This window comes from Microcoleus sp. MOSTC5, assembly GCF_036701825.1.
GTDB classification, from domain to species: Bacteria; Cyanobacteriota; Cyanobacteriia; order Cyanobacteriales; family Microcoleaceae; genus Microcoleus; species Microcoleus asticus.
This window is the reverse complement of record NZ_JAUBRK010000011.1, coordinates 81,291-102,516: the sequence shown is the minus strand read 5'-3', so window position 1 is coordinate 102,516 and position 21,226 is coordinate 81,291. Positions and strand designations below refer to the sequence as shown.

Here is a 21,226-nt window from a genome sequence, read left to right as displayed (position 1 = left end):
CTTTACCCTGTTACAGAATGTAAAGCTATCATAACTTTTGTGATGGCTTTCATAAGATATCGCTCCTTAGGGGAGCGTTTCACTCGCTTTTGACTACTTATTTATTTTCAAGCTTAATCGACCTAATTTAGTGCCTCATCTCTGACGCACCATACAAGTTCGATCGGCAACTAAGTAGCACAGCCAATCACCGTCTCCAACAAAACATCAATTTTACTTGGGATTGAGGCGTTTAGAAACTTGGTTAATTATACCGCTGAGAATAGCACCGCCCATCAGAATTCCGAGGGCGGGATTAAATACGGGCTGCCAGAGACTGTACCACAAATCAAAACCGAGATTCACCCCGGTCGATCGACCCGCTACTGCGATCGTAAACCAGCCAAAAATGGCAAACACGAAAAATACATCAGCTACTAAAAGCAAGTTGAGAAAGTTAAGAAATTTATCTTTCATTGTCGAGGGTTCCTTTTGAGTGTATATGTGTCAAGTTTTGGCAAGCGGTTGGTAATGGAGCAGATTGATAGCTGCAACTGGCGATCGAATAAAGATAAAATATCATTCAATTGTTTTCGCGCACAGGCTGTCAAAATATGGTTCGCTATACACTTCCTCAAAGCCCCGAAATTATTTTAACTGTCAAAGGGAAAGATTCAGCCAAAGCCCGCGAAGAAGCGATGGATCGGCTGATGGATCTCATGGATGAGGGCAAGCTGCCTACACAACTCGTGGAGGGATTTGGCCCCAAGCAGTTTGTTGAAGTTAAGGATATCGAAGATGCTGCGTCTGACGGCGAGGACGCGATTACTGAAGCTGTGCAGATTTTGAGCAATTTGGCAAGTCTCAAATTGAAAGTCATGGAATCCCGCGAAGAAGCACTCAAAATCCGGGCGGCGATCGACATTTTGTTTACAGATGAGGCTGTGACTGCCGAGGAAATTGGTCGCTTGAAAGACGGTTTCAAGGTTCTCAAAAACTTCGCTCAAGCTAACGTCCGCTATCGAGAAGCTAGAAGTAAAGCCGAAGAAGCACGGGCAATTCTCGACGAAGCTTTGCAATCTGTTGAACCGGAAAACAAGGCGCAGAAGTCGGCAAAACAGTAGCAGGTTGGGTTAGCTAACATCTAGCAACAATCCCAGAAGCTTTTGGGCCTGTTCCATTAAAAATCAATTGTCTTGTGGAACAGGCCCAAAAGCCTGTTACTAAAAAAATGTAGAGAATAGTGGAATATTTGAGATTATTGAGGAACCAACCCACCATGCCACACATTGGACATTTATTATATACTTTCAAAAAATTACGAGAAAAATTGTGAACCAACAAGCAGGAACTCTCAGAAACTCGATGTCAGGCAGCTTGCTGCTGGCTAAAAACTTAGGTTTTGAACCAAAAACTGTGATTGATGTCGGTGCGGCATTGGGAACTTTTAACCTTTACGAAACTTTCCCGAATTCGCGACATTTGCTAATTGAGCCGATCGCTGAAAATGAACCTTATCTCGCCAAAATTTGCCGCAAGCTCAAAAGTGCAGAATACATTATTGCTGCTGCAACCAAAGAATCGGGAGTTTTTACCCTCAACGTCAGTCCCGATATGTTGCACTCTTCGATTTCTGAAAATCGCGTTACTGACAGCAGCAATCCTTATTTGAGAAACATACCAGCAATTACCCTGGATGGAATATGCCGGGAAAGAAACTTGTCAGGCCCGTATTTAATTAAAGTTGATGTAGACGGACAGGAATTAGATGTTTTAGCGGGAGCAACTGAAATTTTGCAGCAGACTGAATATGTAATTGTAGAAGTTACTTTGTTCGGTCAGATGTATGATGTAATGAGTTTTATGAAGTCCCAAGGATTCGCAGCTTACGATATTGTTGATTTGTCATATCGCCCGGGTGATACAGCTTTGTGGCAAGTGGACATGGCTTTTGTTAAAGAATCAGGTCAATTTAGAAGAAATAGCAGTTTCGCGACTGGACAGCAGGATATCGAAGCACTTAACTCGCATCTCAAAGCTTATCGAGAAAGTTTCATCAGACACATTGACACTCATTACAGCGACCCAGTAGAGCCGGAACCAGAGGTCAGTCAAGCTGTTGTGGGCGAAGATTATGTCATCATTTAACTCAAGTTGCTTCCATCTGATACTAAATCAGGGTCGCACTTCGCACGCTTATTTAATTAATCCTCAACATCTCAAAAACTAACTGGTTTTCTAAATGCTGCTATTGCCGTCTATAAGCTTGCAATCTGCTGTAAATTGGCTTTCATTGGATATCAGAAAGTGGGAATGCCGTAATGCGGGCCTCACCATGATAGAAACATCAATGCAGCTAAAAACATTAGAGATCGAGGTTTACGAATTTGAGACGTAGGGCATACCTCCGTAGCTTCTGGAAATAGAGTAAGACCAAGTAAAGCCACTGCTTTTACTTGGCATCAAGCTGTGAAGGAAAAATTCCCCATCAAGCTACGCTGTGACGGGGGAGTCTCAACTACCACAATTAATCCCAAGGCGCTTTTGTTGTGAATCGTTGAGTTGCTGGCGGCCTAAGCTGTCAACCATCAACCAATAGAGGCTCTCAATTCTAGTTCTTTAGCCCAAGGTATTGCTGCCAAAATATAGTAGATGTCATTTCCTTTGAAGCACTTTTCCATTGTGTACTTACGGATGACCATTCATTAATACCTTCAGCAGCAACTTTAAACCACCTAGTCAAAAGGTTAGTACCAGCTAATTTATCTACCTCATTTTGGTTATTATAGCTTTTACTAAGCTTTACAATGCTCATGTGAAAGGTTTCTGGATCAGAGTTTTTGATAAAATCTGGGCCTTTTAGATAGTCTTCAAAAGCTTTTACAACCATCTCTACATGATTATAATCAAATTTTGCTAAAGCCTGAAGTATTACTTTTGTCAAATGCTCAACTGCATCCATATATTCTGGAGAATAATGGATGGAATAAGCTATTAGATCATTGCGGATATAATAATAATTTTCCCAATTTACATTCTTGGCCGCCGCTGGTTGATGCCACACCGCCATTGATGGAAAAGCTACAATGTTATTGCCCAACTCTTTTATTCTTAAACCAAACTCTACATCATCTATTTTGATAAATAAAGGCAGCGGTAATTTAGTTTGTTCAACCAGTTCCTTAGAAAAAGAGAAAAACCAAAAGCCGCCATAGTCTACATCTTCTTCCTTGAGCAACCTGTTGAGAGAATTAGAATCTCGTAAATCGATATTATAATTTAAAGCAATTAATGCCCCAGGCCCAAATCCTCTATTTTTAGAATAGGCGTTGTAGGATGCTCCTGCTTCATACAACATATGCTTTTTTTGTAAATTTAGCAGTCCACCCGCTACAGCAAAATCAGAATTGGCGTATTCATACAAAGGAAATAATTTATAAATACATTCACTTTCTAACTCTATATCATCATCCATAAGCAAAAAATGAGAATATTTTTTTTCCTCTAAAGCTTCCACCAACCCTCTGGTAAAGCCCCCGCTTCCACCAGCATTTATATTAGGAACTAGCCTCAGTTTTGGCTTTCCGAAATCAGCTTCATCTAAAGTTCTACCATTATCAACAACGAATACTTTAAAGTCCTTGGTTTCTAGTAATTCATCTTGAAAAATTGCAGTTAATGTATTTTGTATGAAGTCCTCTTTTTTAAAGGTGCAAATGACAATCCCCAATGATACTTCTCTAGTTTTACTTTCATCAGTTGCTATCCATGCCCCTTTAAATTCGCCCTGTTCACTAGAACAAGTTATTTCAAAATATATTCTGCCCGCTTTTTTGCCTTGAAGGAGATTTATTGGTGAGATTTTTACAGGATCAGAGAATTGACATTTCTCAAAGCTCTCTTCAGAAATTATTTCTTTGTTTTTTTGTCCATCAAATTCTCGGTAAACAGAAACTTTAAAATCGCCTTCAAGTTTCAGCACATAGTAGATAGAGCTAAGAGTTGTATATTGAGTATAAAATCTCTCGTAAAACGAATTAAAGTAAGAATTTGAGGAGACAACACCACCCTGAGATAAAACAACTTTTTTGTCATCTTCCTGGTAGTTTATAGATGCAGATTCATTACACCGTATATATACATCCGAACTCTCGGCTGATTTTGGGAGCTTAATTCCAGCTAATATGTTCATGTAATATCTACCTCTTCTTGTAGTAAAATTAGTTATTTTATTTGACTGATATTAAGCAGTCTTAGCTTAAGAATAATTTGTATATAGCTTCTAGCACGTCCTCCTTGAGGCATAACTCCTATCAAGTTTTTTTAAGTTGTGGATAAAGCGCTTGATATCGCATCCAAGCCTCTTCTAGGGTGGGATTAACAGATTGCGGAGTTGCAGCAAGCGTTGGTGTGGCTGCCAGTTTGATGGTGTCATTAGCATCTGCGTATATGCCAATTCCGATACCTGCCAGTAGAGCAGCACCACGCCCGGAAGCGGCAGCAACTGTAGTTGCATAGAGGGGTATTCTCAATACATCGGTCAGTAATTGTTTCCAAGGCATTTCTGCCGTTCCACCGCCTGCTAAACGCAGTTCTGTCGCTTTAAAACCTGTTGCCTCAAGTGCCTCAAAACCTTGTCGCAAGGCAAAAGCAACTCCCTCTAAAGCTGCCCGCATCAAGTGCGCCTGTGTGTGATGAAGTCCCAGCCCCACCCATGCCCCGCGTACATAGGGGTCAAGGTGTGGAGTTCGCTCACCTGTGAGGTATGGCAAAAATGTCAACCCTTCACATCCTGGGGGAACAGAAAACGCTTTAGTATAGACTTCCTGCCAGCTCAAGCCGAGGATACCTCGCACCCATTCAAGCGCTAACCCAGCATTTTGCATTGCTGCAAGGGCGTACCACTGGTTAGGTACGGCGGCTCGATAGAGATGTGTACGACCATGAGGATCGATAATTGGTTGCGATCGAGGTGTAATGATTTGAGCGCCTGTGCCGATGGTTAGTTGAACCAAACCAGGCTCTAGTAGTCCGTTACCAAGTGCCGCCGCTGCGGTATCCGCAGCACCAGCGATAACGGGTAAGCCAACTCTTAAGCCAAGATGCTCTGAAGCAATAGTTGTTAGGTAGCCTGCGATCGCACTAGAGGGGATAATTTTTGGTAACCAATCACCACGTAGATTCAGCGCTGAGATTGCTTCCCCAGCCCAGTTATCCGACACAACATCGTAAAGCAAAGTACCGCTAGCATCAGATGGTTCGGTTGCGACTTCTCCAGTCATCCGTAACCGCAGCCAATCTTTTGGCTGGAGTGCCCAACGCGCTTCGCTGTAGACAGTAGCCTCGTGTTCTCGTAGCCACAACAAAGTGGGGCCCGCCATTCCAGCCGTAACCGGGTTGCCCAAGCGCTCTAGAATAGCGGCATCGAGCGAATGATAAGTGTTAAGCGTGGCACTAGAGCGAGTATCTGCCCAGAGGATAGCAGGACGCAGTGGCTGACCAGACTCATCTGCTAGGACAACACCGTGCATTTGCCCTGAAAGTGCGATCGCCTGTACCTCTTGAGCATGATTTCCTACAGCCTTCCTCACAGCCGAGGCAACAGCTAACCACCAATCTTCTGGTTGCGACTCAGCCCATCCGGGGTGGGGTGCACGAACAGGATAAGAGCTTGACGCTTCACCTATTGCAGTTCCGTCTGTCGCTAGGAGCAATGCCTTAGCAGAGCCTGTTCCTAAATCTATGCCAAGCAACATTAGGTTATCCTCAAATACTTAAAAGTTAAGAATTCAAAATTAGATTTGTTGCCAAATATAACCGTCGCCATAGAGATTAGGACACTCTCTGAAGAACGGCTTTCATCGCATCGCGCAAAGTATGGGAGTGGCGTAGCTGTTTGCGAATTCGACTTTTCAACTAAGCCGAGCATTGAATGCGGTTGAACTCAGGCGAATAGGGGGGCAGATAGACAATTTGGGCACCATCCGCTTCAAGCAACTGAGCAGTAGTTATTCCTGTGTGGATTACAGGATGCGTTGTCTGTGCTTCGCCAGAAAATCAAGCATGACCTTCGCTACAGTATCCGCCGACTCTACTACAAAGGCGTGACCGCCTTGCTCGATGATAGCTAGTTCAGCATTGGGAATACCTTGAGCTAGTTGCTCCGAAAATCTGACCGGAGTAAGAAGGTCTTGTTTGCCAACCATAACGAGTGTAGGGCAATGAATGTTTGCAAGCCGATCGCTGGTATCACTGCCAAGAATAGCTCGGCTTTGGTGATATAGTCCATGAGGTGTCGGCGCAAATGGTTGATTCTCAATCCAGGTGATGAGTTGTTCCATTACCCCTGGAATCGAGTAAAACGCATCGGTAAACAGCCAAGGCAAGATAACCCTCTGATAAAGCGTTCCCTCTAATTTCTGTGTCAAGTCGCCAAACAAATTGATGAGTGAATTAAATTTTTCATCTCCCTTTGCCAAAGATGAGAGAAGTATCAAACTTTGGATTTTTTCTGGATATGCCAAAGCCAGTTCTTGAGCAATCTGTCCACCCATTGAATGACCTGCCACATGGACTTGAGAAATCCTCAAGTAATCCAACAGCGCGGCTGCATCAGCCGCCATTTGTTTGATGCTGTAAGGACTGTCTGGCGCTTCACTTTGCCCAACTCCTCGGTTGTCAAAGCGAAGCACCTGATACTGCTTAACTAGCGATCGCATCATTGCAGCCCAAATTGAACTGTCACTGTCAAACCCCGCTATCAGCAGTAATGACTCGTTTTCGCTGGAACCTTGAATGTTGTAGTACAAATCAATTCCGTTGACCTGAATTACTGACACAGGCTTTTCTGCATACTATCGACTTCAATTGCTTGAATCGCTTTCTGGCGGAAGTGATAACTGTAAGGTTTTGCCATGACAGGTTGCGGAGAGACTACTACTGTATAGTCTATGTCCTAATGAAACTGCCAACAGCTATAAAGCTAAAAATCGCAGCTTAAGTTGATAATGCCATTACTGTGCCTGCGAAGATCGGACAAGCGTTCCTTTAGCACCAAACTCATGCAAACTGCGCAACTTGTCAGCAACAGTCTCGACGAAACGTGGCGACTGTACTAAATCTCCAAAAATCTCAACCAGGCTGAGCAAGGGTCTGGGATCTGTTTTACCTGAACGGGCTTGTTCAGTGAGGCTATCAGCTAAGGGGTCATCAATGGGGATAGGACGGTTCTGGTCGTCATAACCATTGAGGTATTGACACCAAGCAGCGATCGTCAAACTTAGGTAATCGATCGCACCTCCAAGTTGTAATTTATCGCGGATCGATCCCAAAACAAACTTAGGAATTTTGGCCGATCCATTCAGGCACAGGCGCGGAAGCTGATCGCGAATTTTGGGATTGGAAAACCGTTCAATTAGAGTCTTTTTATAATCGTCTAAATCAATCCCAGGAACGGGTTGAAGCGTTGGTGTCACCTCATCCATCAGGTTAGCGACTGCTTGCTGAAACAAGGGATCGGCCATGACTTCATAAACGTAGGTATAACCTGCCAGAGAGCCGAGATAGCCAATCAACATATGACTGGCATTGAGCAGCCGAATTTTCATCATCTCGTAAGGATGAACATCGTTAGTCATCTGTACGCCAACGGATTCCCAATCGGGTCTGCCTGCACAAAATGTATCTTCAATTACCCACTGAATAAAAGGCTCCGCGACGCATGGAAACGCATCATCAATACCAAACTGTTGGGCCACCATTTCGATATCTGCTGGGGTTGTCAGCGGAGTAATGCGATCGACCATGCAGTTGGGAAACGCAACCTGTTCAGCAATCCAACGTCCTAACTCTGGATCGCGCATTTCGGCAAATGTCGTTAGCATTTTCCGCACCATGTTGCCGTTGCCCTGGATATTGTCGCAGGACAAGACTGTAAAGGGTGCCAACCCCTGTTTACGCCGCTTTTCGAGTGCGGCTGTCAAAAAACCGTATGTCCCAAGTGGTTGGTGGGGATGTTGCAAATCGTGCTGCATCGTCGGGTGGTTTACATCGAAATTGCCACTTCCTTCAATGTAGTAGTAGCCGCTTTCAGTGACCGTTAGAGTAACAATTCGGCATTTGGGATCTGCTAATGCTTCAATAACTGCTTGACGATTGTCTGGTGCAAACAGGTATCGAGTGATTGAACCGATGATTCGAGCGCGATCGCCATCTTGCGATCGCTCAACTAAGGTATACAAACAATCTTGGGATTGAAGCGCATCCCGCATCCGCCTGTCATAGTCAAAGTCGAGCAATCCAACACCACAGATTCCCCAATCACTACCAGGATGCTGATGGAAATAATCGTCGAGATAAAGCGCTTGGTGCGATCGATGAAATCCACCAACCCCAATATGCACAATTCCATTAGTAATTTGATGGCGATCGTAATTGGGTACGCGCACGTTTCCAGGTAAACGAAACAGAGATGCTTCATTGAGCTTCATTGTTGAGCCGGTGCTGGTATTGCTGTTCATTTATTTACTAACGGCTAGGTGGTGACGATGAGTTTTTGAAACGGCTTCACCCTGTAAGTCAAACAGATGACAAAGATCGCCGCTAATGTGGACAGGAACAAGATCGCGCAACTGACTGGAATTATCTCCGTCTGTTTGCACGATTAGGGTGTCTCCACCTGCAATCTTGACATAGAGATAGGTTTGTCCGCCCAGTCGTTCTACAACTAACACTTCGCCGTTCACTGTTGCGCTATTGCGATCGAGTCGCAGGTGTTCGGGGCGAATTCCCAATGTTGCACTGTCTCCAACCGACAGCTTTCCAGGCTTCACTGGAACAGTCACACTTGCATCACCAGGAAGTTTGACAGTCATACCAGAATCATTGACGGCTGTCACCGTAACCGAGACAAAGTTCATCTTAGGTGAACCAATAAATCCGGCGACGAATAGATTGCGGGGATGGTGGTAGAGATCCAACGGCGAACCCACTTGTTCTACAATGCCACCCTGCAACACCACAATCTTGGTGGCAAGCGTCATTGCCTCAACCTGATCGTGTGTCACGTAAATCATGGTGGCTTGCAGGCTGTCATGCAAGCTGGCAAGTTCGATCCGCATCTGCACGCGCAAGGAGGCATCCAGGTTTGACAGTGGTTCATCAAACAAAAACACTTTGGGATTGCGAACCAGGGCACGACCAATTGCTACTCGTTGGCGCTGTCCTCCGGATAACTCTTTGGGCTTGCGGTTTAACAGCGGTTCCAGTTGGAGGACCTGAGCCACTTCACGCGCTCTTTCATAACGCTGGGCTTTTGGAACACCTGCAAGGCGGAGGCTAAACGCCATATTCTCCGCTACGGTCATGTGAGGATACAAGGCGTAGGTTTGAAATACCATTGCCAACCCGCGTTTATCTGGAGGCACATCATTCACTACCTCTCCATCAATCATCAACTTGCCGGAGGTAATTTCCTCTAGTCCGGCAATCATGCGTAACAAGGTTGATTTTCCACAACCGGATGGACCAACGAATACAACAAATTCGCGATCGCCAACATCAAGATCGACGCCTTTGATGATCTCTGTATCGGCATATGTTTTGTGAATATCTCTTAAAGCAACTGTGGACATGAAAAACTCCTATTAAATCATTAAAAATCAAATGATTATTTCACTGCACCAAATGTGAGACCGCGTACTAATTGCCGTTGGCTCAACCAACCGAAGATTAAAATGGGTGCGATCGCCAGAGTTGATGCTGCCGAAAGTTTTGCCCAAAACAATCCTTGAGGACTGGAAAAAGAGGCAATAAATGCGGTTAAAGGAGCGGCATTAGCCGTTGTTAGGTTGAGGCTCCAAAAGGCTTCATTCCAGGACAAAATGATCGAAAGCAATGCGGTGGAAGCAATTCCGGGTAATGCCAGTGGCATCAACACATGAATAAGTTCTTGCTGTGTGTTTGCCCCATCCATGCGATCGGCTTCTAGGATATCTTTGGGTACCTCTTTGAAAAAGCTGTAAATCATCCAGACAACAATCGGCAAATTGATCAGGGTGTAAATAATAATCAAACCGATGCGGGTATCCAGCAAACCTGCGTTGCGACACAAGATGTAGATCGGCACCAGCACGCCAACGGGTGGCAGCATTCTAGTAGACAGCATCCACAGCAAGGTACTCTTAGTACGTTTGGTTGGGAAGAAAGACATGGCATAAGCCGCAGGTACGGCAAGCAGCAGCGCGAGTAGGGTCGATCCGAGCGAAACCGCTACACTGTTGAGCGCATAGTTGAAATAGTTTGCCCGATCTTGGATCGCTACATAATTTTCTAATGTCGGCTGGAAAAATAACTGAGGGGGAGTTGCAACGGCCGCCACCTCTGTTTTGAAACTGGTGAGAAACATCCAGAAAATTGGGAAAAACAAGCTGCAAGCGACAAACCAGCCGAGCAAGGTAAATAGCAAACGGCGAGAAGTTTTTTGTGCCATTGTTAGGTATCCAAATTACGAGCAACACTACGCATCAGAAAAATTGCCGCGATGTTGGCAAGAATTACCGCAATTAATCCACCCGCTGAGGCACCGCCGACATCAAATTCCAGCAATGCTCTCAGGAAGATGTAATAGGCAAGGTTAGTGGTTGCCACTCCGGGTCCGCCACCTGTGGTAACAAAGATTTCTGCAAAGATAGTCAAAAAGAAAATCGTCTCGATCATGGCGACTACGGCAATAGCGCGGCTCAGATGCGGTAGCATGACGAAACGGAATAAGGCTAGAGCATTTGCTCCATCCATTCGGGCTGCTTCTAGCTGGTCACGATCTAACGACTGAATTGCTGTCAGCAAAATCAGCAGGGCAAAAGGAAGCCATTCCCAGGAAACAATGATAATGATGGCAAGCATTGGAAAATCTGCAAACCAATCGATCGCCCCCAAACCCAAACCTCTTGTGAATTGAGCAAACAGCCCATTCACTGGATGCATCAGCATATTTTTCCAGATTAGGGCGCTGACTGTGGGCATGACAAAAAACGGAGAAATCGCCAGTACCCGCGCAATCCCCTGACCGTAAAAGTCTTGGTCAAACAGAATTGCCAGAAGTGTGCCTAGACCGATCGTGATCGCCAGAACAGACACGACCAGAATTATTGTGATGCCGATCGAAGTCCATAAAGCTGGATCGCTCAAGATGAACGTGAAGTTTTCAATCCCGATGAATTTGCGTGCATCTGGATTCAGCAGGTTATACCGCTGAAAGGAAAACCATACCGTCATCACTAGGGGCACAATCATCCACAGCAGCAAGGCAATGACGGAAGGCGCAACCAGGGGTAATGTTGATGCCTGTCGCTTGCTTCGTTGCTGGGCGGGTGGCGTTTCGCGGTGATGTTTTACAGCTACTGAAGAAGACATAGCTTAATAGATTTTTTGATTTGTGATTTTAGATTGTGAAAGTTTTATGGGCGAGCATTTGCGTTTTTTCTTGCCTTCCCCGTCAAATTTAGATCCCCCTAAATCCCCCTTAAAAAGGGGGACTTTGACGCTCATTCTCCCCCCTTTTTAAGGGGGGCTGGGGGGGATCGAAAGGTTTGAAAATACGTCCGAGCCCCTCTTTTTACTCGATATATCCGGTGTGTTTCATAAACCGTTCAGTTGAATTCTGCGATTGTTGCAACGCCCGATCGACTGAAAGGCGATTAGTCAGCGCTGCTGCCATCGTTTGTCCAACCGAAGAACCAATAGCCTGAAATTCTGGAATATCGACATATTGAATGCCCTTGTAAGGGGTTGGGTTTGCGGCTGGACGGGTAATATCGGCAGATTCGATCGACCTGAGTACGATCGAAGCAAACGGTGCGGCTTTTTTATAGTTGGGATTGTTATAGGTGGAAGTCCGCGTACCTGGTGGTACAGCAACCCAGCCATTTTGATCGGCCACTAATTGGATGTATTCTTTTGAGGTTGCCCAGGCAACGAACCTTTGAGCCGCTTCGGGTGATTTTGAGGTTTTTGGAACCGCTAATGCCCAAGCCCAGATCCAATTCGAGCCGTTTGGATATTTTTCAATTGGTGCACGGGCAAAGCTAACTTTGTCATAAACTTGAGATTCTTTTGGATTGGATAACAGTCCTGCTGCAACGGTCGCATCTACCCACATCCCGCACTTACCCGTCGAGAATAGCGCTAGATTCTCATTGAAGCCATTGGAACTGGCACCCGGCGGGCCATATTTGTTGAGCAAATCGACATAGAAGGCGATCGCTTCTTTCCAGGCTGGAGTATTTATAGTGGGTTGCCACTTCATGTCAAACCACTGACCGCCAAACGTGTTGACCAATGTGGACAAAAATCCCATGTTTTCGCCCCAACCGGGTTTTCCACGCAGACAAACACCGTAGACTCCATTGGCTGGATCGTGAACCTTACTCGCCCATTCTGTGAGTTGGGAATAGGTTGGCTGTTCGGGAACCGTAATCCCTGCTTTTTGAAACAAGTCTTTTCGGTAATACAGCATGGAACTTTCGCCATAGAACGGCACAGCATAAAGTTTGCCGTTGTTGGAAAGCCCTTCTCTGATGGGTTTTATCAGGTCATTTACGTCGTAGCTGGCGGGTAGATCTAATGGTTTTAACCAATCTCGTCTCGCCCAAATCGGCGTTTCATAAGACCCGATTGTCAGGACATCAAATTGTCCGCCCTGGCTAGCAACGTCTGTGGTGGTGCGTTGGCGCAACACGTTTTCTTCTAGGACAACCCACCTCAGTTGAATGTCTGGGTTGGCTTGTTCAAACTTGCTTGAAAGCCCTTGCATGACGACCATATCGCCATTATTGACAGTAGCGATCGTCAGTCTTGTTTTCCCTGCTGCTTGCGAACCTGTCGCACAGGCATACAGCAGTTGCACAAGCACGACTCCAACGAGGAATGCAACCAGCAATTTAGCGAAGCGGGGGATACGCATCGCATAACTCCTTTGATATTAAAAAAATCCGATGATTAAATTGTTGAGTTTATGCCTAATATTGAGCGATTGCTCAATAATTGAATTATACTAAGTAACCTTAAATACTGAACACTTCAAGAGTATTTGCAACATATATTCACAAGGGGTTAAAGATATGACAGGTAGAGCAAGCTATGACTTTGCTGGTAAAACGATTCTGATTACGGGCGGTGCTGGTGATATTGGTCGGGCTACTGCACAGCGTTTTGCCGCAGATGGTGCAGGTGTAGTAATCCTAGACTTAAACGAAGCGAAGATGGCAGAGGTTGCTCGCGAATTGGAAGCCTATAAAATTCCAGTTGCTACCTTTCGCTGCAATGTCACCGATTCTGATGACGTTGCTCAAGCTTTTTCTGGTGCTGTAGAGCAATTTGGGCGGATCGATTATGTTTTCAACAATGCGGGTTATCAAGGAGTGTTTGCCAAAACCGACGAGTATCCTGAGGAGGATTTTCAAAAGGTCATTGACATCAATGTTGTCGGAGTTTTTCACGTCCTCAAGGCGGCGGCACAACACCTACGCAAATCTGGTGGAGGAGCGATCGTCAATATGGCAAGCCATGCAGGAGTAGTTGGTCCTCCAAATATGCTCGCCTACTCAGCCTCGAAGTTTGCCGTGATTGGGATAACTCAGACAGCAGCAAAAGACTTGGCTGCCTACCACATTCGGGTGAATGCGCTCTCGCCTGCGCTGATTGGTCCCGGCGTGATGTGGACGCGGCAGACACAATTGCAGGCGGGTGTACGCTCACAGTATTTTGATGCCGATCCTAAAGTAGTAGAGCAGCAAATGATTAATTCAGTACCGATGCGGCGTTTGGGGAGTCTTGAAGAAGTTGCCAACGGTGTAGCATTTCTCATGAGCGAGGAGGCAAGCTACATTACGGGGTTTAACTTAGATCTGACTGGCGGACTATAGGGAAAATGGTAAGTTGTTGTGCATCTAAGTTACATATTGAACTAATCGATTTAAGGGAAAAGGAACATGGTGAAAGGTAAAAGAGAAAACCTTTTACCCTTCGCCTTTAACCTTTTTTCTATGAGTGCATATTGCTTTCTTAAATGTGTGCCAGCTTATTACTAAGTTAGGAATGTTGTCAGCCAGGATTGGTGCTGCAATGTTTTGCTGCCTTGGAGTTTTTTAAGACCACTTTCCTTAACGTATTATGTAATAATGTATAGAAAGCGAGTTGAGCAAAAAATCCCTCTTTGAGCAGATACTCAATTATAGAGATCTACTCCTTAGGGGGATGCAACCTTCCTATAAGTGGAATATGAAAGAAGCCTTCTTAGAGCGGCGCGATGCCAGCAAAGCTGGCTTGCCCCTTCGGACTCGCAAGTTAGACCAGGCAGCTCACGCTGCTTGGCTGTACTACATTGCTGGGAACACACAGGAAGAGATTGCGGCAAAGCTGAACCTGTCCCGGCAGGCTGCACAGCGTTTGGTCGCACTAGCGGTGAGTGAAAAACTGATCAAATTTCGGCTCGATTATCCCCTGCGTGAGTGTATTGCTCTAGCTGAATCACTCAGAGACAAATTTGAACTATCGCTTTGTGAAGTGGTTCCCAGCGATGCAGGGAGTGGCGATACCTTGAACGGACTTGGTGTATGTGCTGCCAATTACTTAGAGACGTATCTTGTTGCTAAAACTCCAACAATCCTGGCATTTTCCACGGGTCGTACTTTGCGATCGATGGTGGAACAAATCCCATCCATGCAGCAACCTCAGCATAAGATTGTCTCAATTGTGGGGAATATGTCTCACTATGGGCGTGCGGGTCGTTATGAAGTGGTGATGCACTTGTCCGATCGCATTGGTTCGCAGGCGTATCCAGTTCCTACTCCCGTTGTAGCCACGAGTATTGAAGAACGAGAACTCTTGCAGACTCAGCGATCGTTTATCACCGTAAAAACCCTTGCAGAGCAAGCAAAAGCAACGTTTGTCGGGATTAGCCCAATTGACTGGAATGCACCGTTACATCAAGACGGCTTTATCAACGACGATGAAGTGACCCAATTAATGGAACTGGGGGCAGTAGGGGAGATTGCAGGTTGGGCATACGATCGTCAAGGAGTCTTGATTCAATGTGTAACTAACAGCCGAGTTGCCGGTGTACCGCTCGAACAACCTGCTCAACGGCTGATTATTGGTGTTGCAGGAGGTGTGAAAAAAGTGGAGTCAATTTTGGCGGCTCTGCGTGGGAAGTTAATTACGGGACTGATCACCGACGAAGTTGTCGCCCAAGCTATTCTTGAGAATATCTAACTTTTCAGGGGTTGCCGAGTTGTTGGTGGTTGAGTTTTTTTTGCGGTTGACGATTCTAAGGCTATTTCATCGATGGTTTCCCCGTTTAGTTAAGCCGTTTGTGTTTGATTTGGTGTTAGATACGGACTTGTCTTATTCGCAGGTGTTGAGTCTGAGCCCAGGGTGGATTCAGAAGGTGAAGCGTTCGATGGCTGAGAATTCTTGATATTCAGCAACGCGATTTTTCACCATCCTAATTAAGGGCATCAAGCGATCGCCTGATGCCCGGTGTCTTTAGACTGGGGTTGCTGATAATAGGCCGATAAGATCGTGCATCCGATCGATAACTTGCAGGGCACCAGCCGACACAAGAGCATCTGCACGGCTTTTTCGTTCATCCTCGCTGATATGAGTTCCCCCTACATAACCGATAATCTGCCCAATCCCAGCGGCAACGGCAGCCCTTACCCCACTGAGAGAATCTTCAACTACCACGCAATCGGAAACTTCGGCGTCCAGACACTTCACTGCATATAGGTAGATGTCAGGAAGCGGCTTGGGCCGGGGAACGGGGAGAGAGTCGTGAGCGCTAAATATATGCTCGCTGGGGAAATAGTCGGTCAGGGCTGCAGAAGTAAGGCAAGCACTCAGCCGCTGTAAGCTGCTGTTACTTACAAGTGCATATTCAAATCCTTCGTCGCGCAGGTAAGACAGCACTTCTGGCGTTCCTTCTGTCGCTTTTGCCTCTATAGTCAGCCGTTGAATCGCTCTCTTTTCTTCTTCAGCCACTAGCCTGTCAATATCGCGCTCATTAAGACTGGTTAATGAGTCTGGGTAGAGCTTTTTGAGTATTTCCCTGTAGGGTTTCCCGGCGAAGCTTTTAACAAAGTCCTCAAGCTCATAGTATTGAGCGCCAGGGAACTCACGAGCCACTTCATTTGTCAGCCTCCATGCACTCTCAAGTGCTATGGTTTCACTATCAACGACAGTTCCGTCATGATCGAAAAGCACCACCTTAGGATGCTGATAAAGCGGTTTCATTTAAAATGCCTCCCTCACTGTAATTTTTAAGCGTAGTCAATAGTCCGTGGGTCTGGATATCTCGCAAAGCTTGTTGGCATTCATTATCTACGACCTCTGTGTGTTCGCAATTCTCTAATCCCAGAATCCCGCTAATTACTGCGCCTTCTTGAATCGCTGTAATTGCGCTTTGGGTATCCTTGGCATGATAGGGTTGACCAGACTCGCACGCCTCTTCTCGGACTGCAAGCAGCCACGCCGCAACGGGAAGTATAATCCGCTTCATGCTGACATTTAGGCTATAAGCATCCTGAAGTATCGGAAATATATACTTGCCTATTTTCCTACAGGTTTCTGAAGAGATTCTCTCAGTAGTATCGGGAAGATCTTCGTTACTCAGCCTTAGTAACACCTGCTCCATATATTGTTCGCACATCTGGCGAGGCACTGGTGTTGCTGCCGCTATATCGTCCATGAGAAGCCGAGTAAACAACTGGAATTCCGGTAGGGCTATCGCCTCGTGCATATACTCTATACCTGCTCTTACAGCTAAACAGGCTATGAAGGAGTGTACTGCATTCAAGAATCTCGACTTCATATACAGGAAGGGAGTGATGTCGCTAGTCATAATCACCCCCGTATCCTCCCACTTGGGGCGATCGCCTGTGAATTTGTCCTCCACGACAAACTGCCAAAAGGGTTCGGTTACAATGGGTGCGCGATCGCGAACCTGCAACAGTCGGCTGGGGTAGCTATAGTCGGATTCCTGTTCTTGAGGCACAATCCTGTCTACCACTGAATTAGGGAACACCGCGCTATCCCTGATGTATTCTGCAAGCTGAGGATCGATCAGGTCAGCGTAAGCTAGCACTGCTTTTCGCAGGATATCCCCGTTTCTTGGGAGGTTGTCGCAAGAAAGAGTGGTGAACGGGGTCATTGAGCGATCGCGTCGTCGGCGTAGCGCCTCTACTATAAAGCCAATTGCAGTTGTGGGAGTGGAAGGATTTCGCAGATCGTGCGCGATGTCTTCATTGGCTGTGTCGAGGTTAAAATTCTTGTCTAGATGGTAGCCTCCTTGAGTAATTGTCAGAGTCACCAGATGCACAGAAGGAGACGCCATCTTTTCAAGCACATACTCGCACTTCTCTCTACCATTAACGATTTCCCTGATAGAACCTATAACTTCCGCTTCCTCACGATTTTGAGCGCAACTAGAGTGTTTGGTCAAAGTGTAAAGGAATCTCTGCGGTTTCAACCTAGTAATGGTCTGTTGACTCTTGAGGCTAACCCCACAAATCCCCCATCTCTGCTCTTGGGAATTTTTCTGTGCAAGATAGTTATGTATTATGCAGGCTAGGTGACCCCTAAAAAAACGACCAGGCCCGAAATGGACGATACCAGTCTTAAGCGCCCTCCTGTCGTAAGGAGACTGTTCTCTCCACAAACCGGTTACAGTACCGAAGCGAGAACTTGAAGAAACACTGGGCGGTCTGAGTAAGTTAACCATGAGATTTCTTAAATAAGTTTGATAAGGTAAAATGAAAATTGGTCAGTCTGGGTATACCCAATGACCTACAAGCAACACAAATGTCTCAAACTGCGAAAATTTCGGGTATCTTTTGTGCCATCTACAAAGAAGCGTATTACCACATGGTAATTAGGGTGTGACAGATAGAGCAGAGAAAGAAAAATCAGGTAAACCTAATTAATAATCAAAGCTCAATTGGTCATTAACCTGAAGTAAGGCACAAGAGTACGCGACCTACTGCAACTTTGTTCAACTTTGGCAAGTGCGTAAGCCGAATGTATGTGCTATAAGGCGCAAATAGAGTGCTTTTAATTCTGGCTTTAGATTCCCCAATAACTCTGTAGACTTTGATGTTATTTCCCTCGGTTGCTGCTATCCTCCGCCTTCAGGAGAATCTACAAACAATTCTTTAGAGGTACTTAAAACAACAGGGTAATTAGGGTCTGACAGCTAGAACAGAGACAGAAGAAATCAGGTAAACTTAATTAAGTATCTAAAGATCGAGTAGTCATTAACCTGAAGTAAGGCACAAGACTACGCCACATACTGCCACTTTGTTTAGCTTGGACAAGTGGGTAAGTCGAATGTCTTTCCTATAAGGCGCAGATAGACTGCTTTTAAATTATGCCTTTAGATTACCTAATAGCTCTGTATACTTTGTATGTTATTTACCTTGGTCGCTGCTATCATCTGTCTTCAGGAGAATCTACCAATAATTCTTTAGACGGAGTTATAACCACAATCAAGTGTATACTTCGCTACAAGCAGTTAATTTAGAGTTAGGCGTTTGTGTAGCAAGCGTCCAAAAAACAACGCTTTCCTTGAAAATTCCTGTCTGTAGCGGATGGCTGATACAGCATTGCAAGTCCGTTTCAGTCTGTCCATAAATTTTAAAAATTTCCTCACTCACAACAGGGATCTGCACTGCTGTTGAGCCAATCCTCCACAGACACCTGACAATCTGGAAATGCCAAAGGTGCGATTAAATCCGACTCGACCAACACAACCGCGCTAGCATAACACTCTGCCCCTGGCTCCGGAAACACATACAATCCACGGGCATTGATATCTAGAATCCAATACTCCCTGATTCCTGACTGAGCATAAGCAGGGGCTTTCAATTCCCTGTTAGTTAAGTTAGATTGCTCCGTAGATGTTGCCCGAGCGCAAGAGTTATCTTGTTTGGACGAACGGCGGGCTGACTTGAATATTTACCGCGCACAATTGAGGCGCATCAAGAGTGAAATTGCTCTACTTTCTTGAGGTAAAAGCTGACGGCAACAGCTTCTATAAAATTGGAATTACGACTCGACTAATTGAGGAACGGATAGCCGAAGTGCAGCGAGATGTGAGAGTCCATTAGTCAGAGGTTGCCATCAACTTGCTGGGATTGTAGGAACACCGAGGAAATGTGGAACTGTACTTCAAACACCGCTACAAAGCGTTTAACTATTGCGAGGCGCTCTCGCCAGGAACGCAAAGGTAGTGTTTGGTGGCCAGCGGTAGTAGGTGCTATTAACTTCGACGGTTTGATAGTGCTGGATATAGCGATCGATCTCTTTGCGAGGCGGTAGCTGGTGGGGATAAAGCACACCTTCCCAATGGTCGTAACTCCAACCTGAAATGCCGATGTGAACAATCAAATCCGGGTTCGTTATCGCTTCCATGATTCGGATCTGGAAATCGCTACTACACAAACTTTCGTCCCTGCAGAGAGGGACTAAGAATTTAATATTTGAAAACTGGATGCGATTGAATTAGTTGGCTCGATCGCTGCTACCTCGATCTGTAGCTTTTTCTGCTGCTTCCCGTGCCGGCGTAACTGCTTCGCCCACGTTATTTTTTACCGATTTTATAAATTTTTTGGTACTGGGGGCAATGGGTTGGTCGAGATTCAACTTTTCTCGGATATTGTCAAGTACACCACTGGCATCCTTCTCTGTATCGCTTGTTGGCTGGCGATCGGGACGGGCAACTTCGTAAGACGTAGCTTCAGGGGTTAAAGGTGTAGCGATCGCTTGCATATTGTTGCCCGACAATTGCAATTCGGAGCTAAAAATCAGCGCTATTCCTACAGCAAAGATTATTCCTACTCGCAGGCAAGTTGTAACTAAGCGCGATGTAAACTTTTTCATTGAAAAACTCTGTTTTTTTTGTGACGACTGTAATACAGAATAATTGCTGTTGTTGGTTTGCAAATCTATCTAAAGATAGGACTTTGGGCTAATTTATGGTGTTAGCATCCTTGCGAAATCAACCTCAACAAAACACTTTTTCGCGCTGCGGCGCCAACAGGCAACCGAGCGCAACTACGAACTCAAGAAAGGTACATTTACTACTTCCCCTGACACCGATCCGACTTGCACTTTCAGTCCTTCGCCGCCCGCTTTTGTGCGGATGTAAGCAAGACCAAAAAAGCCGGATTCAGTTTCGGCAATGCTGGTGAGTTTGCCGACTTTTTCCTCTCCGATTGTGACTGCTGTACCGGGTTCAACCGCACCGCTCAACTGCAAACCCCAAAGTTGCTGTTTGACTCCTTTGTAGGTGTTCAACCGGGCAATTGTTTCTTGACCGATGTAGCAGCCTTTGTCATAGGTAATCGTGTGTAAAAGACGGGCTTCTAGGGGGTTGTAATCCTCTGTGAGTTCAAAATCAGGGGCGGGGCGGCCTTGTTCGATTCGCAGTTGTTCCCAAACTCGATCGCCCATCGGTACGGCCCCAGCTTTGACTAATTCCTTCCACAAGTTGGCTGCATCGCTTGCTGGCGCAATTAACGTGTATCCGGGAGTTGCTAAACCGCTACCCACCGCAACTCGAACCCCCCCTTCATCCCCCCCTTGGTAAGGGGGGGAAAGAGGGGGGGTTTTTATCAATTTGTGAGTAGCGTAAGGTTGATTTTCTAGTTCGGTAACTCCGATTTTTTCTAATATTTGAGTGCTTTCCGGGCCGAGGAAACTGAAAGCAACAGTCGTATCGGTTAAATCTGTTAATTCTACGCGATCCATTGGGAAAATATAGCGATCGAGCAATTCCAGCAGTTGGCGGCGGCGGTTGGGCGAAACTAACAGCAGTACAGCATCTTCTGTCGCGTAAGCGGTGGCGAGGTCGATCGTCCGGGCGGTGGAAGTCACGAAAACGGTGTCGCAACCTTGACCGGGTTTGAGTATATTAAAGTTATTGGTACTTTGATTGTGCAAAAACCGCAGGCGATCGCTGTCTGAGATTTGAATGCGTCCCCAGTGAGTGCGATCGTACAAAGCCGCACCTTTTTTAGTTGCTGCGATCGCTTCTGCGTCGTTACCAAAACTCACTGGCACAATTTCTTTGGTTGTTAACTCTGCAAAAGTAGCACCAGCCGCTGCTTGAATGTCGTGCAATTCTTGAATCAGCATAAAATTTTGTTAACTGTTGACTGTTGACTGTTGACTGATGACTGATGACTGTTAACTA

General features: G+C 45.8%; 20 protein-coding genes. 5 read left to right on the top strand and 15 right to left on the bottom strand.

From position 1 onward, the window contains the following. Positions 1-213 precede the first annotated feature (213 nt). The gene (locus QUA54_RS08300; RefSeq protein ID WP_333414128.1) at positions 214-456 is read right to left on the bottom strand and encodes a hypothetical protein; all 243 of its coding nucleotides are present in this window, start codon (positions 454-456) and stop codon (positions 214-216) included. A 137-nt stretch (positions 457-593) separates the two neighbouring features. Between QUA54_RS08300 and QUA54_RS08295 the strand changes: the two genes are divergently transcribed. Together QUA54_RS08295 and QUA54_RS08290 are read left to right on the top strand one after the other, a co-directional pair. After that, positions 594-1,103 carry a hypothetical protein gene (locus QUA54_RS08295; protein ID WP_172187248.1) on the top strand — a complete coding sequence of 170 codons (510 nt, stop codon included), beginning with the start codon at positions 594-596 and terminating at the stop codon, positions 1,101-1,103. 208 nt (positions 1,104-1,311) lie between these two features. Further along, a complete protein-coding gene (locus tag QUA54_RS08290; RefSeq protein WP_333414127.1) occupies positions 1,312-2,127 on the top strand; it encodes an FkbM family methyltransferase in 816 nt (271 codons plus the stop codon). A 463-nt stretch (positions 2,128-2,590) separates the two neighbouring features. Here QUA54_RS08290 and QUA54_RS08285 read toward each other — a convergent pair whose 3' ends face one another. The 8 genes from QUA54_RS08285 to QUA54_RS08250 all read right to left on the bottom strand — a co-directional run bounded on the left by QUA54_RS08285 (position 2,591) and on the right by QUA54_RS08250 (position 12,940). Continuing rightward, complete coding sequence (locus QUA54_RS08285) at positions 2,591-4,171, bottom strand: glycosyltransferase (protein WP_333414126.1); 1,581 nt, start codon at positions 4,169-4,171, stop codon at positions 2,591-2,593. Between the two features lie 121 nt (positions 4,172-4,292). Then, positions 4,293-5,735: a xylulokinase gene (gene xylB, locus QUA54_RS08280; protein ID WP_333414125.1), complete on the bottom strand. Its 1,443-nt coding sequence runs from the start codon at positions 5,733-5,735 to the stop codon at positions 4,293-4,295. A gap of 267 nt (positions 5,736-6,002) precedes the next feature. After that, positions 6,003-6,818 (bottom strand): alpha/beta hydrolase, encoded by an 816-nt coding sequence (locus tag QUA54_RS08275; RefSeq protein ID WP_333201368.1) that lies wholly within the window; start codon positions 6,816-6,818, stop codon positions 6,003-6,005. Positions 6,819-6,992: 174 nt separating this feature from the next. Next, positions 6,993-8,498 (bottom strand): mannitol dehydrogenase family protein, encoded by a 1,506-nt coding sequence (locus tag QUA54_RS08270; RefSeq protein ID WP_333414124.1) that lies wholly within the window; start codon positions 8,496-8,498, stop codon positions 6,993-6,995. Next, positions 8,499-9,611, bottom strand: coding sequence for a sn-glycerol-3-phosphate ABC transporter ATP-binding protein UgpC (locus tag QUA54_RS08265; protein ID WP_333414123.1), 1,113 nt, complete (start codon positions 9,609-9,611; stop codon positions 8,499-8,501). Between the two features lie 35 nt (positions 9,612-9,646). Further along, positions 9,647-10,468, bottom strand: a complete 822-nt coding sequence (locus QUA54_RS08260) for a carbohydrate ABC transporter permease (RefSeq protein WP_333190968.1) — start codon at positions 10,466-10,468, stop codon at positions 9,647-9,649. A gap of 2 nt (positions 10,469-10,470) precedes the next feature. Continuing rightward, a complete protein-coding gene (locus QUA54_RS08255) occupies positions 10,471-11,391 on the bottom strand; it encodes a sugar ABC transporter permease (protein ID WP_333414122.1) in 921 nt (306 codons plus the stop codon). A gap of 202 nt (positions 11,392-11,593) precedes the next feature. Then, positions 11,594-12,940: a sugar ABC transporter substrate-binding protein gene (locus QUA54_RS08250; protein ID WP_333414121.1), complete on the bottom strand. Its 1,347-nt coding sequence runs from the start codon at positions 12,938-12,940 to the stop codon at positions 11,594-11,596. Positions 12,941-13,097: 157 nt separating this feature from the next. Here QUA54_RS08250 and QUA54_RS08245 point away from each other — a divergent pair, with 157 nt between their 5' ends. Next, the gene (locus QUA54_RS08245; protein ID WP_333414120.1) at positions 13,098-13,901 is read left to right on the top strand and encodes an SDR family NAD(P)-dependent oxidoreductase; all 804 of its coding nucleotides are present in this window, start codon (positions 13,098-13,100) and stop codon (positions 13,899-13,901) included. Positions 13,902-14,256: 355 nt separating this feature from the next. Next, positions 14,257-15,249: a sugar-binding transcriptional regulator gene (locus tag QUA54_RS08240; RefSeq protein ID WP_333414119.1), complete on the top strand. Its 993-nt coding sequence runs from the start codon at positions 14,257-14,259 to the stop codon at positions 15,247-15,249. Positions 15,250-15,522: 273 nt separating this feature from the next. On the opposite strand, the gene QUA54_RS08235 is transcribed toward QUA54_RS08240, so the two are convergent. The 3 genes from QUA54_RS08235 to QUA54_RS34420 all read right to left on the bottom strand — a co-directional run bounded on the left by QUA54_RS08235 (position 15,523) and on the right by QUA54_RS34420 (position 18,897). Next, positions 15,523-16,269 carry an HAD family phosphatase gene (locus QUA54_RS08235; RefSeq protein WP_333414118.1) on the bottom strand — a complete coding sequence of 249 codons (747 nt, stop codon included), beginning with the start codon at positions 16,267-16,269 and terminating at the stop codon, positions 15,523-15,525. After that, positions 16,244-17,755, bottom strand: coding sequence for a mannitol dehydrogenase family protein (locus QUA54_RS08230; protein ID WP_333414117.1), 1,512 nt, complete (start codon positions 17,753-17,755; stop codon positions 16,244-16,246). The genes QUA54_RS08235 and QUA54_RS08230 overlap by 26 nt, the downstream gene beginning before the upstream one ends. Before the next feature lie 923 nt (positions 17,756-18,678). Then, positions 18,679-18,897: a Uma2 family endonuclease gene (locus QUA54_RS34420; RefSeq protein WP_445301536.1), complete on the bottom strand. Its 219-nt coding sequence runs from the start codon at positions 18,895-18,897 to the stop codon at positions 18,679-18,681. Positions 18,898-19,016: 119 nt separating this feature from the next. On the opposite strand from QUA54_RS34420, the gene QUA54_RS08225 reads away from it, so the two are divergent. After that, the gene (locus tag QUA54_RS08225; RefSeq protein ID WP_333414116.1) at positions 19,017-19,139 is read left to right on the top strand and encodes a GIY-YIG nuclease family protein; all 123 of its coding nucleotides are present in this window, start codon (positions 19,017-19,019) and stop codon (positions 19,137-19,139) included. An 82-nt stretch (positions 19,140-19,221) separates the two neighbouring features. On the opposite strand, the gene QUA54_RS08220 is transcribed toward QUA54_RS08225, so the two are convergent. The 3 genes from QUA54_RS08220 to ygfZ form a co-directional block, all read right to left on the bottom strand. After that, positions 19,222-19,443, bottom strand: coding sequence for a DUF72 domain-containing protein (locus tag QUA54_RS08220; RefSeq protein ID WP_333414115.1), 222 nt, complete (start codon positions 19,441-19,443; stop codon positions 19,222-19,224). Between the two features lie 90 nt (positions 19,444-19,533). Beyond that, positions 19,534-19,911: a hypothetical protein gene (locus QUA54_RS08215; RefSeq protein ID WP_333201348.1), complete on the bottom strand. Its 378-nt coding sequence runs from the start codon at positions 19,909-19,911 to the stop codon at positions 19,534-19,536. A gap of 174 nt (positions 19,912-20,085) precedes the next feature. Continuing rightward, the gene (gene ygfZ, locus QUA54_RS08210) at positions 20,086-21,165 is read right to left on the bottom strand and encodes a CAF17-like 4Fe-4S cluster assembly/insertion protein YgfZ (protein ID WP_333414161.1); all 1,080 of its coding nucleotides are present in this window, start codon (positions 21,163-21,165) and stop codon (positions 20,086-20,088) included. Positions 21,166-21,226 lie beyond the last annotated feature (61 nt).